Raw genomic sequence first — 15,308 nt, forward strand, 5'->3', positions numbered from 1 at the left:
CGATCGCGATGGCAGGCTATCTTGAGGTGATCACCGGCGGCATGTTCTCGGGCAAGACGGAGGAACTGCTGCGCCGGGTCCAGCGGGCGCGCATCGCCCGGCGGCGGGTCCTCCTGTGCAAGCCCGACCTGGACCACCGCTACCGGCGGGACGCCGTCGCCTCCCACGACGGGCGCGACCTCGAGGCCGTGGTGGTGCCCGCCGGCCGCCCCGAGGAGATCCCCGTGCTGGCGGCCCGGTCGGCGGCGGAGGTGGTGGGCATCGACGAGGCCCAGTTCTTCGCACCGCCCATCGTCCAGGCCGTGCTGGACATGGTCGCCGCCGGCCTGCGGGTCATCGTCTCGGGGCTCGACATGGACTTCGCCCGCCGCCCGTTCGGCCCCATGCCCGAGCTGATGGCCCTGGCGGACGAGGTGCTCAAGCTGAAGGCCATCTGCGTGGTCTGCGGGGAGCCCGCCACCTTCACCCAGCGGCTCATCGGCGGCCGGCCCGCGGCCCCTGACGACCCGGTGATCCTGATCGGCGGCCACGAGTCGTACGAGCCCCGGTGCCGGCGCCACCACCAGCTGGGCGAGCCCCAAGCGGCCGCCGGCCGGCAGGCCGCCCCGGCCCGGGACCGGGGGCCGGCGGATGACGCCGGCGGGCTCCGGTCTCCGTAGACCGGAGCCCACCGGCGCGGGCCAGGGCGGGAGCGACGGCCCTTGCCGCCCGCGGTGGACCCCCGATCCCGCGGGCTTGTTCGCGTGGTGGCGGCAGGGGGGACGGCGCCGCGCGGCGGGCGCGGGGAGAAGGGTTGAGAGGAGGGCGCCAATGGAGGACCGGGGTTCGGGTATACCGGCGGGCGCGACGCCGCCGGCCCTCGGCCGGCGGCAGCTGGCGGGCCTGATCGACCACACCCTGCTCAAGCCCGAGGCCACGCCCGAGCAGGTGGAGCAGCTCTGCCGGGAGGCGGTGGAACACGGTTTCGCCTCGGTGTGCATCAACCCGGTGTACGTCCCCCTGGCCGCGGAGCTCCTGGCTGGGGCGGGGCCGGTGGTGTGCACCGTGATCGACTTTCCCCTGGGTGCCGGGTCGGCCGCCGACAAGGCCCGCCAGGCCGAGGCGGCCCTGGCCGCCGGGGCGCGGGAACTGGACGTGGTCCAGCCCGTCGGCCTCCTCAAGGCCGGGCGCCACCGGGAGGTGGTGGCCCACCTGCACGGCGTGGTGGCGGTGGCCCGGCCGGCGGGAGCGCTGGTCAAGGTGATCCTGGAAACGGGCCTGCTGCGTCCCGAGGAGATCGACCTGGCCTGCCGGCTGGCCCTGGAGGCGGGGGCCGACTTCGTCAAGACGTCCACCGGCTTCGGGCCGGGCGGGGCCACTGAGGAGGCGGTGCGCCGGATGCGGGCGGCGGTGGGGCCCGGCAAGGGCGTCAAGGCGTCGGGCGGCATTCGGGACTATGAGGCGGCCTGCCGGATGGTGGCGGCCGGTGCGAACCGCATCGGTGCCAGCGCCAGCCTGGCCATCCTGGCCGGAGCGCCCGACGAACCTGCCTGAAGCTGCCACCCGCCGGGGCGGGCGGTGCCGGCAGGGCGGTGCCCGGCCCGGCCCCAGGTGCGGGCGCGCCCGAGAGCGGCGAGGGAGGCGGGGCGGTTGCGAGCCTACGACCTGATCCTGAAGAAGCGCGACGGCGGCACCCTGACCCGGGAGGAGATCGAGTGGTGGGTGGACGGCATCGCCCGCCGCACCATCCCCGACGAGCAGGTGGCGGCGTGGGCCATGGCCGTGTTCTTCCGCGGCATGGATGCCCGGGAGACGGCGGACCTGACCCGGGCCATGGCCTTGTCCGGCGAGACCGTCGACCTCAGCGACATCCCCGGCGTCAAGGTCGACAAGCACAGCACGGGCGGCGTAGGTGACACCACCACCCTGGTGCTGGCGCCGCTGGTGGCGGCGGCGGGCATCCCGGTGGCCAAGCTGTCGGGGCGCGGCCTGGGCCACACGGGCGGCACGCTGGACAAGCTGGAATCCTTCCCGGGCTTCCGGGTGGAACTGAGCCGGGACGAGTTCGCCCGCCAGGTTCGCGAGCTGGGCATCGCCGTGGCGGGCCAGACGGCCGACCTGGTGCCAGCGGACAAGCGGCTCTACGCCCTTCGGGACGTGACGGCAACGGTCGACAGCATCCCGCTGATCGCCGCCAGCATCATGTCCAAGAAGATCGCCGGCGGCGCTGACGCCATCGTCCTCGACGTCAAGACAGGCTCCGGCGCCTTGATGAAATCCCTGGACGGCGCCCTGGAGCTGGCCCGGTTGATGGTCGACATCGGCCGCCACCTGGGCCGCCGCGTGGTCGCCCTGGTGACGGACATGAACCAGCCCCTGGGGCGCGCCGTGGGCAACGCCCTGGAGGTGCGGGAGGCCATCGCCACCCTGCGGGGCCAGGGGCCGGCGGAGCTGGTGGAACTCTGCCTGGCCGTGGGCGGCACCATGGCCTGGCTGGCCGGCAAGGTACCGGATCCCGAGGCGGGGCGCCGGCTCCTGGCCCGGCACCTGGAGGCGGGCGACGGCCTGGCCATGCTGCGCCGGCTGGTGGAGGCCCAGGGGGGCGACCCCCGGGCGGTCGACGACCCCGAGCGGCTGCCCCAGGCCCGTTACCGCCAGGTGTTCAACGCCCCGCGCAGCGGGTACCTGACCGCCATGGACGCCCAGGCGGTCGGGACGGCCGCCATGGTCCTGGGGGCCGGCCGCGCCCGCAAGGACGACGTCATCGACCTGGCCGCCGGCCTGGTCATGCTCAAGCGGCTGGGAGATCGGGTGGAGGCGGGCGAGCCGCTGGTGGAGCTGCACTTCAACGATCCCGCGCGGCTGGAGGCGGCCCGCCGCTGGCTGGAGCGGGCCTTCACCCTTGCGGACGAACCGGCTCCCGTGCCGCCCCTGATCCATGCCGTGGTCGGTGCCGAGCTGGCGCCGGGGACCCCGGCGGCGCCGGAATCGACCGCGGCCGCGGGGTCCGGCGGGGTTTCCGGGGCCGGCGCGGCGGCCGGGGTGACGGGTGCCTCGCCGGCGGAGATCCGGGTGCCGGAGGTCGCCCGGCCGGCCGGGTCGTCCGCTCCGGTCGGGGCAGGGGCCGGGGCCGGCGCAACGGGTGCCGCCTCCCCACCTTCCGGCTGGGAGCCCCTGGTGCAGCTGGCCCGGGCCGCCCGGCATTCGGCCATCGCCCCCTTCTCCCGCTACCGGGTGGGGGCGGCACTGGAGGCGGCGGACGGCCGGATCTTCACCGGCGCCAACATCGAAAACGCCAGCTTCGGGCTGACCATGTGCGCGGAGCGGGTGGCCCTGTTCAAGGCGCTGTCCGAGGGGGTGCGCCAGTTCCGGCGCATCGTCATCACCGCCGACGGCCCCGAGCCCGCCTTCCCCTGCGGAGCCTGCCGGCAGCTGCTGTTCGAATACGCGCCGGGCCTGGCGGTGTGGGTCGACGGCCAGCCGGCGCCCCAGCCCATCGAGACCCTGTTGCCCCACGGCTTCCGCCTCCAGCGCTGAACCGTGGCAGGGCCGGCCGGGGCGGAGGGGCCAGCACGCGCGGCGGGCGATGCCTCCCGCGTGGTGGCCGGCGGTTACCTGACCGGGCCGCAGTCCGATGGCGGCACCCTGACGGTCCACTACATCCTGCGCGGGCGCTGAGGGAAAGGGCCGCACCGGCCGCAGTCCTGCGGCATCCCGGCGGCGGGCCTTTGACAGGGCCCGCCGCGGCATGCTAGCATGGCCGTGAGAAAACCCAGTGAATCAGTGGGAATTGGCACGCCCGGCCGGTGCTTCCGGCCGGGCGCGCACTGTGCACGACTGCGAGGGTCAGGTCATGCAACTTTCCACGCGGGGTCGCTACGGCGTGCGGGCGATGTACGAGCTGGCCCGCCGCTACGGACAGGGGCCGGTGCCCCTGCGGGAAGTGGCCGACGCCCAGCAACTGCCGGAGAACTATCTGGAGCAGCTGATGGCGCCGCTGCGCAAGGGCGGGCTGGTGCAGAGCGTGCGTGGCGCCCAGGGCGGCTACGTGCTGGCGCGGGATCCCGCCCAGATCACCGTAGCCGATATCGTCCGCCTGCTGGACGGCCCCATCGGCCCGGAGACGGACCAGGAGGCCACGGGAACCCCCTCGGTGGCGGACCCGGTCTGGGAAGAGGTCCGGCGCGCCATCACCGGGGTCCTGGAGGGCACCACCCTGGCGGATCTGTGCCGCCAGGCGGAAGAGCGCCAGCGCCGGGGCTACATGTTTTACATTTAGTGGTTACAGCCCATTGCTGGGGGAAAACAGTGGAACCCATGGTGGGGGGAAGGAGGTGGTGACGGTGACCCGCCGCGTCTACATGGACCATGCCGCCACCACGCCCGTGCGGCCGGAAGTCCAGCAGCGCATGTTCGAGGTCCTGGCGGAGGCCTGGGGCAACCCGTCGAGCCTCCATTACGCCGGGCGGGCGGCCCGGGCCGTGCTGGACGAGGCGCGGGCCCAGGTGGCCAGTCTGCTCCACTGCCGGCCGCGGGAGATCATCTTCACCTCGGGCGGCACCGAGGCCGACAACCTGGCCTTGAAGGGCGTGGCCCTGGCCCACGCCGGGCGCGGGCGGCACATCGTCACCACCGCCATCGAGCACCATGCGGTGCTGCACGCCTGTGCGGCCCTGGAGCGGCAGGGCTTTGCCGTCACGTATGTTCCGGTGGATGGCCAGGGCCGGGTCGACCCTGAGCAGGTGCTGGCCGCCCTGCGACCCGACACCATCCTGGTCTCCGTCATGCTGGTCAACAACGAGGTGGGGACGATCCAGCCCGTGGCCGAGATCGCCCGGGCCGCGCGGGCGCGCGGGGTGCTGGTCCACACCGACGCCGTCCAGGCGGCGGGGGTGCTGCCGCTGGACGTGGAGGTTTTGGGGGTCGACCTGCTGAGCCTCTCGGCCCACAAGATCGGCGGGCCCAAGGGCGCCGGCGCCCTGTATGTCCGGGCCGGCACCCAGCTGCTGCCCTTGCTGGACGGCGGCGGGCAGGAGCGCCGCCTGCGGGCAGGCACCGAGAACACCGCGGCCATCGCGGGCTTCGGCCTGGCGGCGGAGCTGGCCGCCCGGGAGCGGGAGGGCAAGGCGGCGCGGCTGGCGGCGCTGCAGCGGCGCCTGGAGGAGGGCATCGTGGCCCGCATCCCCGGCGCGCGCATCCACGGCGCAGGGGCACCGCGGGCGCCCCATATCAGCAGCATCGGGCTGCCCGGGGTGACGGCCGACACGGTGCTGATCCAGCTGGATCTGGAGGGCATCGCCGCCTCCAGCGGCGCCGCCTGCAGCGCGGGCACGCCCGAGCCCTCCCACGTGCTCCAGGCCATGGGCCTGCCGGAGCGGGAAGCCTTCAGTGCCATTCGCCTTTCCCTGGGCGACGGGACCAGCGAGGAGGACGTGGACCGGGTCCTGGAGGTCCTGCCCCGGGTGGTGGAGCGGGCGCGCCGCGCCCAGGGCCTGGGGCTGGTGGCCGGCCGCTAGAGGTTTCGCGGACGGGGTGGCGGTGCGACCGGATTTGCCCGGCGCCCGCCGGCAAACGCCAGGAACGCGACGCGGAAGGGAAGGGGGTGGCGGCGTGAGCCAGGGAAGGAAGGGGCGCGTGCTGGCGGCCATGAGCGGCGGGGTCGACAGTTCGGTGATGGCGGCCCTGCTGCGGGACCAGGGCTACGAGGTCATCGGGGTCACCATGCAGACGTGGCCCGCCATGGAGCCCGAGGACGAGGCCCGCTACGGGGGCTGCTGCTCGCTGAGCGCCGTCGACGACGCCCGCCGGGTGGCGGAGCGGCTCGGCATCCCCTATTACGTCATGAACATGCGGCAGGATTTCGAGGAGAAGGTGATCGACTACTTCGTCGCCGAGTACCTGCAGGGCCGCACGCCCAACCCGTGCATCGCCTGCAACCGCTACATCAAGTTCGACGAGTTCCTGCGCCGGGCCGAGGCCCTGGGTTGCGATTACGTCGCCACCGGGCATTACGCCATCGTGGAGTACGACGAGGCGCTGGGGCGGTTCATCCTGCGCAAGTCGGCGGACCGGCGCAAGGACCAGACGTACGTGCTCTACAACTTCACCCAGGAGCAGCTGGCGCGCACCCTGTTGCCCATCGGGCGTTTCGAGAAGAGCCAGGTCCGGCAGCTGGCCGAGGCCTACGGCCTGGTGACGGCGCGCAAGCCCGAGAGCCAGGAGATCTGCTTCGTCAAGGACAACGACCACCGCCGTTTTCTGGAAGAACGGGCCGGCGACCGCATCCGGCCCGGGCCCATCTACGACACCCGGGGCCGGCGGGTGGGGACCCACCGCGGCCTGGCCTACTACACCGTGGGCCAGCGCCGGGGCCTGGGTATCCAGAGCGACCGGCCCATGTACGTGGTCCGCATCCTGCCGGAGAAGAACGCGCTGATCGTGGGCCCGGATACGGCCACCTATGCCCGGGGCCTGCGGGCGGTGGAGGTCAACTGGGTGTCCTGGCCCGGCCTTGCGGGCGAGGCGCGGGTCACCGCCCGGGTCCGGTACAAGTCGCCCGAGGCGCCGGCGGTGGTGCGGCCCCTGGTAGGCCGCCAGGATGCGGTGGAGGTCTGGTTCGAGGAGCCCCAGCGGGCCATCACCCCCGGGCAGGCGGTGGTCTTCTACGACGGGGACCGGGTGGCCGGCGGCGGTGTGATCGCCGAGGTGCTGGATCCCGTGGCACCCGGCGACCTGGATGACACCGGGCCGGCCTTCGCCGCCGAGACCTGCGAGCGGCCGGACGGCGCCCAGGCCGTGGCGGCCGGGCGGGGTGCGACGGTGTAGAACCAGCCCAAGCCGAGGCCGGGGGGAAGGTCGAGCCCGAGGTCGCACCCGAGGCCGAGCCCAGGGTCGAACGGGCTTCCAGACCCCCCACCAGGCCTTGCCCGATGCGGCGCCGGAGCCCCGGATCCCCCCGATCCGGGGCTCCGGCGCCGCATGGCCCTTCCCCTGCCCGCGCAGATTAAGGAGGAAGCCGAGGGGGGACGGCACCATGCGCTGTCCGGTCTGCGCGGGCAATGCCACCGGGCGCATCGGCCAGAACGAGTGGTACTGCTGGGACTGCTGCATCGAGTTTCAGGATCTGGGGGCGGGACGGGTCGACTGCTTCGTCCTCGATTCAGAGGGGAACCGGGTGCGGCTGGCGGCCGGGGCTCCGGCGGCGGCCGAGCCCGTGGAGGGGTGAGAAGGATGGGCGGCCGCTTCTGGGCGGGCGTGGTGGTGGGCAGCCTGGCGATGGCGGCCCTGGAGTGGGCGGGGGTGCGGCCGGGCCGCTGGCTGGCGCGGGCCGGGCGGTGGAACCAGCAGTGGCTGGAGGTCCAGGTACCGCGGCAGCGCCGCCGCCTGGTCCGGTGGATCAGGCCGCGGGCCCAGCGGCTGCTGGCCAGGGCCGGCGCGCGCTAGGCCGGCCCGATGCCGGCGGTGTCCTGGCGGAGGATCCTGGGCGGGGCTGCCCTGATCGCCGCGGGCCTGGGCCTGCTTTACCTGCTGCGGGGCACCTGGCCGCCCTTCGTCCTGGCCCTGGTCCTGACCTACCTGCTGGCGCCGGCCGTGGATTTCCTGGAAGCCCAGGGGTTACGGCGGGCCACGGCCATCCTCCTGCTCTACCTGCTCATCACCCTGGCCGCTGCCGTGGCGCTGGTCTACCTTCTGCCCGGGTTTCTGGACGAGCTGAACCGCCTGGGGACGCAGTTGCCGGGATACGCCCGCCGGTTGCGGCTGCTGGTGGAGGGGGTGCGCCAGGATGCGGCCCGGGCCACCCTTCCGGCGACGGTGCGCCAGGCGCTGCTGCAGCAGATCGACCGCACCGAGGGATGGGTGACGGCCCGGCTGGCCGACCTGACCGGCGGCCTGGTGGAGGGGCTCCTGGGGGCCGCCCCGCTGCTGCTGGCTCCGGTACTGGCCTTCTACCTGCTCGACGACCTGCCGCGGCTCCGCCGCTGGGCGCAGGACCGGCTGGGGCGGGGGCACCGCCGCCGGTGGCTTGAGCTGGTGCGGGCCGTCGACCAGGTGGTGGGCGGGTTCATCCGGGGCCAGCTGCTGGTGGCCGGCTTCGTGGGCCTGATGGTCACGGCCGTGGCCACCTTCTTCGGCTTGCGCTTTGCCGTGCTGCTGGGGGCGCTGGCGGCCCTGGCCGACCTGATCCCCTATTTTGGTCCCATCATCGGCGCGGTGCCGGTCCTGGCCATGGCGGCCCTGCACTCCCCGGCCACCGCCATCAAGGTGGCCGTCGCCCTGGTGCTGGTCCAGTGGGTGGAAAACAGCGTGCTGTCGCCGCGCATCCTGGGACAGCGGGTGGGGGTCCACCCCCTGGTGGTGATCAGTGCCCTGCTGGTGGGGGGTCACCACTTCGGCCTGGCGGGCCTTCTGTTCGCGGTGCCCGTGGCCGGGCTGGCCCACGTCCTGCTGGCCTTCGCCTGGCCGGACTGGGTGGGCGGGCTCGACCGGCTGGTTCGCCGGGATCCGGACCCCGGTCCCCTGCCCGCAGCACACGGCGAAGGCCCTTCCTCTGGCCCGGCCCCCAGCCACCACGGCAAACCCGGGCGGTCCGCTGGGGCCGGTCGCGGTGCGGGGCGGCTTGCCGGCCCGCCTCCTGTTGCAGGTCCGGCGACGCCGGATGCGGCCGGTTTCCGCCGCCTCCTGGGCCTCCGGCGCCGCCACCGGGAGCCCGCCCCCAAATAAGGCTGCGGGCAGGGACGGCGGCCGGGGGCCCCTGGCCCCCCGGCCGCCGCGGAGGGGACGTGGCGCGACGGGTCGCCGACCGGTCCGGCCTGCCCGCAGCGCCCTCCGGCCGGGACGGCCCGCCCGGGGCCGGCTGCCCGCCTCCCCCGGCCGCCCTCAGGGGGCGGGAGAATCCTGGCGGGCCAGGCGCTGCTGCAGCGCTTCGATGCGGCGGCGGAAGGCGTCCCGTTCCAGCACCACCTGCACCTGCCGGCCCTCGGCGATCTTCTCCAGATCATTGTAGGCTTCGACCCGGCAGATCACCCGGTTGCCCTCCACCGCCTCGAGGACGGCCACGGCCCGCACCCTGGCGCCCACGGGGGTCGGGGCCAGGTGCCGCACCTCCACGGCGTAGCCCACCCCTTCCTCATGGGGCTCGAGATACGGCTCCAGCACCCGCCGCGCTGCGTGCTCCAGGTGGTGCACCAGCGACCAGGTGGAGTAGAGGGGGTGGATCACCCGCCCGTCGAAGGCGGCCTGCATGCCGGCGTCGACGGTGGCCTCCACCTCGGCCCGCAGGCCGGGAACGAACCCGGGTTTCACCGGCATCACCTCGCACACCCCTTCGCCGCCGGGTCCGGAGCCCCTGCCGGCGGGCCAGGCGCCGGACCTCGGGGCGGGGCGCCGCCCGGGCCGAGTTGACGAGCCCCGCCGGAAATGGCAAAATGCCGGTGATTCCATGGGGTTGCTGCCCTTCAGGCGGCGGCCCCCGGCGATGAGGGGACCAAGCCGCCCGCCCGCCCTGCAGAGAGGGAGCCCCAGGCTGCGAGGCTCCCGGGCGGAGGCGAGCACGCCATCCCGGAGCCCGGTGCACCAAGGAAAGGGATCCCGCGACGGCCGGGCGCGCCCAGCCAGTCCGGGCCCCGCCACGTGGGGCTGGCCCGCCCCATGGGGCCGGGTCCCGGCCCCCGGTCGCCGGCCGGTGCGGAACCCGGCTTCCCAAAGTGCACCCGGCGGCGCGCCGTTACCGCGCGGATCGGCAGGGCCCGTGGCCTGCTCCAGCCCGGCCCGCGCCCGCCGACCCACCGAGGCCCCGCCCGCGAGGGCGGGGCGAATCCGGGTGGTACCGCGGCACGCCCGCCCCGGCCCAGGGCCGGCGGCGGTTTTTTCTTTGCCAAGACAGCGGGATCCTGAGGGGAGGTGCCAGCCTGTGGCGGCGACCGTGACACCGGCCTGCCGCCCGCATCCTGCGGGGATGCCGGCCGCGGAGATCCGCGAGCGCTTCCTGCGCTTCTTCGAGCGCCATGGCCACACCATCGTGCCGAGCTCGTCCCTGGTTCCCAAGGACGATCCGACCCTCCTGTTCACCAATGCCGGCATGGTGCAGTTCAAGGACGTGTTCACCGGCAAGGAGAAGGTCCCGTACAAGCGGGCGACCACGGCCCAGAAGTGCATGCGGGCCGGGGGGAAGCACAACGACCTGGAGAACGTCGGCAAGACCGCCCGGCACCACACCTTCTTCGAGATGCTGGGCAACTTCTCGTTCGGCGACTACTTCAAGCGGGAGGCCATCCACTTCGCCTGGACCTTCCTGACGGAAGAACTGGGCCTCCCCCGCGAGCGGCTCTGGGCCACCATCTTCCGGGACGACGACGAGGCCTTCGGGCTCTGGCAGGAGGTCACGGGCATTCCCGCCGAGCGCATCGTCCGCCTGGGCGAGAAGGACAACTTCTGGGCCATGGGCGATACCGGCCCTTGCGGTCCTTGCAGCGAGATCGTCTACGACCGCGGCGAGGAGTTCCGCTGCGATGCCGAGGTGTGCGGCATCGGCGCCTGCGACTGCGACCGCTGGCTGGAGATCTGGAACCTGGTCTTCATGCAGTTCAACCGGGACGAGAGCGGCCGCCTGGAGCCGCTGCCCCGGCCCTCCATCGACACGGGGATGGGCCTGGAGCGCATCGCCTCCGTCATGCAGGGTGTGGGCTCCAACTTCGACACCGATCTCTTCCGGCCGCTGCTGCGGGCGGTGGAGGACCTGACGGGCCGGCCCTACGACGGGGGTGAGGCCGGCTTCCCCTTCCGCGTCATCGCCGATCACGCCCGGGCCTGCACCTTCCTCATCGCCGACGGCGTGCTGCCCAGCAACGAGGGCCGCGGCCACGTCCTGCGCCGCATCCTGCGCCGGGCCGTGCGCTTCGGGCGGATCCTGGGTCTGGAGGAACCCTTCCTCTACCGGCTGGTGGACACGGTGGGCGAGGTGATGGGCGACGCCTATCCCGAGGTGCGCCAGCGGGCGGACTATGTGCGCCGGGTGATCCGCGGCGAGGAGGAGCGGTTCTTCCGCACCCTGGACCAGGGGATGGCGATCCTGGCCGAGGTGATCGAGCGCGCCCGGCAGCGGGGGGACGGCCTGATCCACGGCGAGGAGGCCTTCGTCCTCTACGACACCTACGGATTTCCCCTGGACCTGACGGAGGACGCCGCCGAGGAAGCCGGCCTGCGCGTCGACCGGGAGGGCTTCGAGCGGGCCATGGCCGTCCAGCGCCAGCGGGCCCGGGCGGCGCGGGAAGTGGAGGAGGGCTGGGATCCCGGCTCCCCCCTGGCCCGGGCCCTGGCGGACGAACCGGCCACGGAGTTCACCGGCTACGAGCGCCTGGAAGACGAGGGCACCGTGCGGCTGCTGGTGCGCCGGGACGAACCGGCCGACCGGGCGGACGCCGGCGAGGAGGTCGGGGTGATCCTGGACCGGACGCCCTTCTACGCCGAGCGGGGCGGCCAGGTGGGGGACACCGGCTGGCTCGAGACACCGCGAGCGCGCCTGGAGGTGCTGGACACCCAGCCCTTGCCGGGCGGCCGGATCCTCCACAAGGCGCGGGTGGTGGAGGGTGCGGTCCAGGTGGGCGACCGGGTGCGGGCCCGGGTCGACGCCGCCCGCCGGGCGGCCATCATGCGCAACCACACCGCGACCCACCTGCTGCATGCGGCCCTGAAGCGGGTGCTGGGCGACCACGTCAACCAGGCGGGTTCGCTGGTGGCGCCCGATCGCCTGCGCTTCGACTTCACCCATTTCGAGGCGCCGACGGCCGGCCAGCTGCGGGCCATCGAGGACGAGATCAACCAGCAGATCCTGCGGGGCATTCCGGTGCGCTGGTACTGGACCAGCCTGGAGGAGGCCCTCGAGGCGGGTGCCCTGGCGCTGTTCGGGGAAAAGTACGGGAACGAAGTGCGGGTGGTCCAGATCGGCGACTACAGCCTGGAGCTGTGCGGCGGCACCCACGTGGTCTCGACCAGCGACATCGGCCTGTTCAAGTTCACCGCCGAGGGCAGCGTGGCCGCCGGCGTGCGCCGGGTGGAGGCGGTGACGGGCTGGGGCAGCCTGGAGTACCTGCGGCGGCAGGAGGCGGTCCTGGACCGGCTGGCCGGTACCCTGCGGGTGCCGGTGGACGACCTGCCCGCCCGCCTGGAGGCCCTGGTGGAGAGCCACCGGGAGCTGGAACGCCAGCTGCGCCAGCTGCGCAGCCGGCTGGCCCGCCAGGCGGCGGACGGCCTCCTGGAAGCAGCGCCCCAGCTGGCAGGTGTCCGGGTGATCGCGGGCGAACTACCGGTGGACGATGCCGAGGTGTTGCGCGAGACGGCCGACTACCTGCGGCAGCGGGCCGGGGAGGCCGCCGTCCTGCTGGGGGCCCGGGCTGGCGGGCGGGCGCTGCTGGTGGCGGCGGTGACGCCGGGCGCCCAAGAGCGGGGCCTGCACGCCGGACGCCTGGTGGGCGAGGTGGCCCGCCGCCTGGGCGGTGGCGGTGGCGGGCGTCCCGACCTGGCCCAGGCGGGCGGCCGTGATCCCGGGCGTCTGCCGGAGGCGCTGGAACAGGGCCGGCGCCTGTGGATGGAACAGCTGGCCGGAGGAACGACGGGCGCCGGCCCCAGCTGAGGCCGGCTGCCTGCGGGCACCGTGGGCGCCGCGCCCTCCCCAGGCGCCGGGGCGCCGGCGGGGGCACAGCCGGAGGTAGAAGCCAGGAGCGGAGGCGAAAGGCGTGCACCAAGGAGCGGAACCGGCCCGGCCGGTGACGGACGGCCAGCCCACCATGTACGGGGGCCTGCCCCTGGCCGCATCCGGCTCCGGCCGACCGGCCGACCCGGCGGCCATCCTGGCCGCCGTCTACGAGGCGCTGGAGGAACGCGGCTACGATCCCGTGCGGCAGCTGGCCGGTTACCTGCTCTCGGGCGACCCGGCGTACATCACCAGCCACCGGGGTGCCCGGGCGCTGGTGTCGCGCATCGAACGGGATCAGCTGCTGGCGGAACTGGTCCGCACCTACGTGGCCGGCCTGCGGGCCCGGGCGGCCCGGCGCGAAGCCTGAGGGCGGGCCACCCCGCGGCGGGAGAGACACGGCCTGGAGCCGTGGGGCTCCGAGAGCCGGCCGGCCCCGGGGTCAACGCAGGTGGGCGGCGGCGGCCAGCTGGTGACCGAACCAGGTCCCGAGAAGAAACCCCGCCGCCAGGCTGCCCAGGGCCACTGCCAGCCACAGGGTCTTGAGGCTGGCCACGTAGGCCAGCTCGGCTTTGAATCGCTCCCACCAGCCGGTTCCAGGGCGGGGCTCCGGGGGCATCGGGGCCCCATGCGTGCCGGCGCCCCCGTATTCGCGCCGCCCTGGCCGGCCCGGCCGGCGCCTGCGGCGCAGCCGGGGCGGGTGGGAGCGGGGCGCGGGAACCATCGGCTGGGTCACGGGGTTCACCTCGCTTTGCGCGGAAAGCATCCGGCGCAAGGATCGGACGCGGGCCGGCATCGGGCGTTCCCGTCAAAGGGATTCGTACCGGTGCGGTGACAAGTGCTCTCCCGGGTCGGTTCGTTCCGCCGCCCCAGTTCCGCGCGGACCGGCAGGAAGGAGCAAGCCATGATCCCGTTACGCGACACCATTCGCTCGCGGCGCTTCCCGTGGATCACCGTACTGATCATCGCCCTCAATGTCTATGTGTTTTACGTGGAATGGACCACCGGCCCCACGCCGGAGGCGGGGATCGGCCTCCTGGCGGAGAGGTTCGGGGTCGTTCCCGCCCGCATCCCGCCCCTGGCCCTGCTGCCCCAGGTTGGCCTGGAGCCTTACCTCCCCCTCGTCACGGCCATGTTCCTGCACGGCAGCCTGGTCCACTTGCTGGGCAACATGTTGTTCCTCTGGGTGTTCGGCGACAACGTGGAAGACCGGCTGGGCCGGGGCCGCTATCTCCTGTTCTACCTGCTTGCGGGCTTCCTGGGGAACTACGCCCACGTGGCGGCCAACCCCGGTTCCACCATCCCGACCATCGGTGCCAGCGGCGCGGTGGCCGGCGTGCTGGGAGCGTATTTCCTCGCCTTCCCGCGCTCGCGCATCGTCACCTTGATTTTTCTCTTCATCTTCATTACGGTAGCGGAAGTGCCCGCCTGGGTCTTCCTGCTGGTCTGGTTCGGGCTTCAGGTCCTGAACGGGCTGGCCGCCCTGGGCGCTCCCAATGTGACCCTGGTGGCCTGGTGGGCCCACGTGGCGGGCTTCGTGGCCGGGGCTGCCGGCTGGCTTCTGCTGGCGCCCCGCCGGCGGGAGCCGCGCTGGCTGTGAGGGGCCGGCCGGCCGCAAGCGGGTGAACGGTCATGCGCTGGTTGGGGCTCGATCTGGGCAGCCGCGTCATCGGTGTGGCCATCAGCGACCCCGAGGGGATCCTGGCCCGCCCGCTGGCAAGCCTGCCCCGGCAGGGCGATGACCGGGACATCGCCAGGGTGGTCGAACTGGCCCGCCAACACGGCGCCGAAGGCATCGTGGTCGGCTGGCCCCGGCGGCTGGACGGCCGGCGCGGCCCGGAGGCGGAGGCGGCCGAGGCGTTCGCCGCCGGGCTGCAGGCGGCCGGTGTTTCCCGGGTAACCCTATGGGACGAGCGGCTGTCGACCGTCCAGGCGGAGCGGGTGCTGATCGACGCCGACCTCTCCCGGCGCCGGCGCAAGGCGATCATCGACCGCATGGCGGCTACGGTGATCCTGCAGGCCTTTCTCGAAGCCCAGCGCAGGCAACGGGCAACGGGTGGCGAATCTCCCCGCGGGGCACGCAAGCAACGCCCCGGCGGCGGTGAATGTCTCAGCCAGCAGCCTGTGGAGGAAGGTGGTGGGGCAGTGATGGACCTGCCGGAGGAACGCCGGATCGTCACCTTCCGGGACGAGAACGGCGAGGAGCAGCAGTTCGTGGTCATCGACCTGGTGGAAATGAACGACCGCAAGTATGCCATCGTCGCCGACCCCGACGACGAGGAGGAGGCCTTCATCTTCCGCCTGCTCCACGAGGATGACGGCACGCCGGTCCTGGTCGAGATCGAGGACGACGAGGAGTGGGACGCCGTCGCCGAGGCGTGGGAAGACATGGTGGCCGAGGAAGAAGACGAAGCCTATGCCGACGAGGTCCTCGGTCCCGACGAGGATGAGTGGGAGGAAGAGGACTGGGACGAGGAGGACCTGGACGACGACGTCCTGGACGACGAGGACCTGGACGACCTGGAGGAGCTGGACGGCCTGGACGAGGAGGACGACGAGGAGCCGGCCGAGGATGAGGACGGCGACGACGAGGACGGAGGCGGCCCTTCCGGGCGGCGGCCTTGACCACGCCCCAGGGCGG

The 15,308-nt window shown here is 73.5% G+C and carries 15 protein-coding genes; 13 read left to right on the top strand and 2 right to left on the bottom strand.

The window, feature by feature from the left end:
- Positions 1-8: 8 nt before the first annotated feature.
- The 9 genes from THESUDRAFT_RS10230 (at position 9) to THESUDRAFT_RS10270 (ending at position 8,700) form a co-directional block, all read left to right on the top strand.
- Positions 9-659 (top strand): thymidine kinase, encoded by a 651-nt coding sequence (locus tag THESUDRAFT_RS10230; RefSeq protein WP_006904714.1) that lies wholly within the window; start codon positions 9-11, stop codon positions 657-659.
- A 151-nt stretch (positions 660-810) separates the two neighbouring features.
- Complete coding sequence (gene deoC, locus THESUDRAFT_RS10235) at positions 811-1,533, top strand: deoxyribose-phosphate aldolase (RefSeq protein WP_006904715.1); 723 nt, start codon at positions 811-813, stop codon at positions 1,531-1,533.
- Positions 1,534-1,629: 96 nt separating this feature from the next.
- Positions 1,630-3,516, top strand: coding sequence for a pyrimidine-nucleoside phosphorylase (locus THESUDRAFT_RS10240; RefSeq protein WP_006904716.1), 1,887 nt, complete (start codon positions 1,630-1,632; stop codon positions 3,514-3,516).
- Positions 3,517-3,832: 316 nt separating this feature from the next.
- On the top strand, positions 3,833-4,258 hold the full coding sequence (locus THESUDRAFT_RS10245; RefSeq protein WP_006904717.1) for an RrF2 family transcriptional regulator: 426 nt from the start codon (positions 3,833-3,835) through the stop codon (positions 4,256-4,258).
- A 64-nt stretch (positions 4,259-4,322) separates the two neighbouring features.
- Positions 4,323-5,495, top strand: a complete 1,173-nt coding sequence (locus tag THESUDRAFT_RS10250; RefSeq protein ID WP_006904718.1) for a cysteine desulfurase family protein — start codon at positions 4,323-4,325, stop codon at positions 5,493-5,495.
- 94 nt (positions 5,496-5,589) lie between these two features.
- Positions 5,590-6,804 (top strand): tRNA 2-thiouridine(34) synthase MnmA, encoded by a 1,215-nt coding sequence (mnmA, locus tag THESUDRAFT_RS10255; RefSeq protein ID WP_006904719.1) that lies wholly within the window; start codon positions 5,590-5,592, stop codon positions 6,802-6,804.
- Positions 6,805-7,012: 208 nt separating this feature from the next.
- Positions 7,013-7,204 (top strand): hypothetical protein, encoded by a 192-nt coding sequence (locus tag THESUDRAFT_RS10260; protein ID WP_006904720.1) that lies wholly within the window; start codon positions 7,013-7,015, stop codon positions 7,202-7,204.
- A gap of 5 nt (positions 7,205-7,209) precedes the next feature.
- A complete protein-coding gene (locus tag THESUDRAFT_RS10265; RefSeq protein ID WP_006904721.1) occupies positions 7,210-7,422 on the top strand; it encodes a hypothetical protein in 213 nt (70 codons plus the stop codon).
- Positions 7,423-7,431: 9 nt separating this feature from the next.
- The gene (locus THESUDRAFT_RS10270; RefSeq protein ID WP_006904722.1) at positions 7,432-8,700 is read left to right on the top strand and encodes an AI-2E family transporter; all 1,269 of its coding nucleotides are present in this window, start codon (positions 7,432-7,434) and stop codon (positions 8,698-8,700) included.
- Positions 8,701-8,856: 156 nt separating this feature from the next.
- Here THESUDRAFT_RS10270 and THESUDRAFT_RS10275 read toward each other — a convergent pair whose 3' ends face one another.
- A complete protein-coding gene (locus tag THESUDRAFT_RS10275; protein ID WP_278199636.1) occupies positions 8,857-9,288 on the bottom strand; it encodes a thioesterase family protein in 432 nt (143 codons plus the stop codon).
- A gap of 646 nt (positions 9,289-9,934) precedes the next feature.
- Between THESUDRAFT_RS10275 and alaS the strand changes: the two genes are divergently transcribed.
- Positions 9,935-12,607 (top strand): alanine--tRNA ligase, encoded by a 2,673-nt coding sequence (gene alaS / locus THESUDRAFT_RS10280; protein ID WP_040827704.1) that lies wholly within the window; start codon positions 9,935-9,937, stop codon positions 12,605-12,607.
- 154 nt (positions 12,608-12,761) lie between these two features.
- Positions 12,762-13,037, top strand: coding sequence for an IreB family regulatory phosphoprotein (locus THESUDRAFT_RS10285; protein ID WP_051009342.1), 276 nt, complete (start codon positions 12,762-12,764; stop codon positions 13,035-13,037).
- 72 nt (positions 13,038-13,109) lie between these two features.
- On the opposite strand, the gene THESUDRAFT_RS14720 is transcribed toward THESUDRAFT_RS10285, so the two are convergent.
- Positions 13,110-13,286, bottom strand: coding sequence for a hypothetical protein (locus tag THESUDRAFT_RS14720; protein ID WP_242823397.1), 177 nt, complete (start codon positions 13,284-13,286; stop codon positions 13,110-13,112).
- A gap of 285 nt (positions 13,287-13,571) precedes the next feature.
- Between THESUDRAFT_RS14720 and THESUDRAFT_RS10295 the strand changes: the two genes are divergently transcribed.
- Positions 13,572-14,267, top strand: coding sequence for a rhomboid family intramembrane serine protease (locus THESUDRAFT_RS10295; protein ID WP_006904727.1), 696 nt, complete (start codon positions 13,572-13,574; stop codon positions 14,265-14,267).
- 32 nt (positions 14,268-14,299) lie between these two features.
- On the top strand, positions 14,300-15,292 hold the full coding sequence (gene ruvX, locus THESUDRAFT_RS10300) for a Holliday junction resolvase RuvX (protein WP_006904728.1): 993 nt from the start codon (positions 14,300-14,302) through the stop codon (positions 15,290-15,292).
- The last annotated feature ends 16 nt before the right edge of the window (positions 15,293-15,308 follow it).

The organism is Thermaerobacter subterraneus DSM 13965, assembly GCF_000183545.2.
Lineage (GTDB): Bacteria > Bacillota > Sulfobacillia > Thermaerobacterales > Thermaerobacteraceae > Thermaerobacter > Thermaerobacter subterraneus.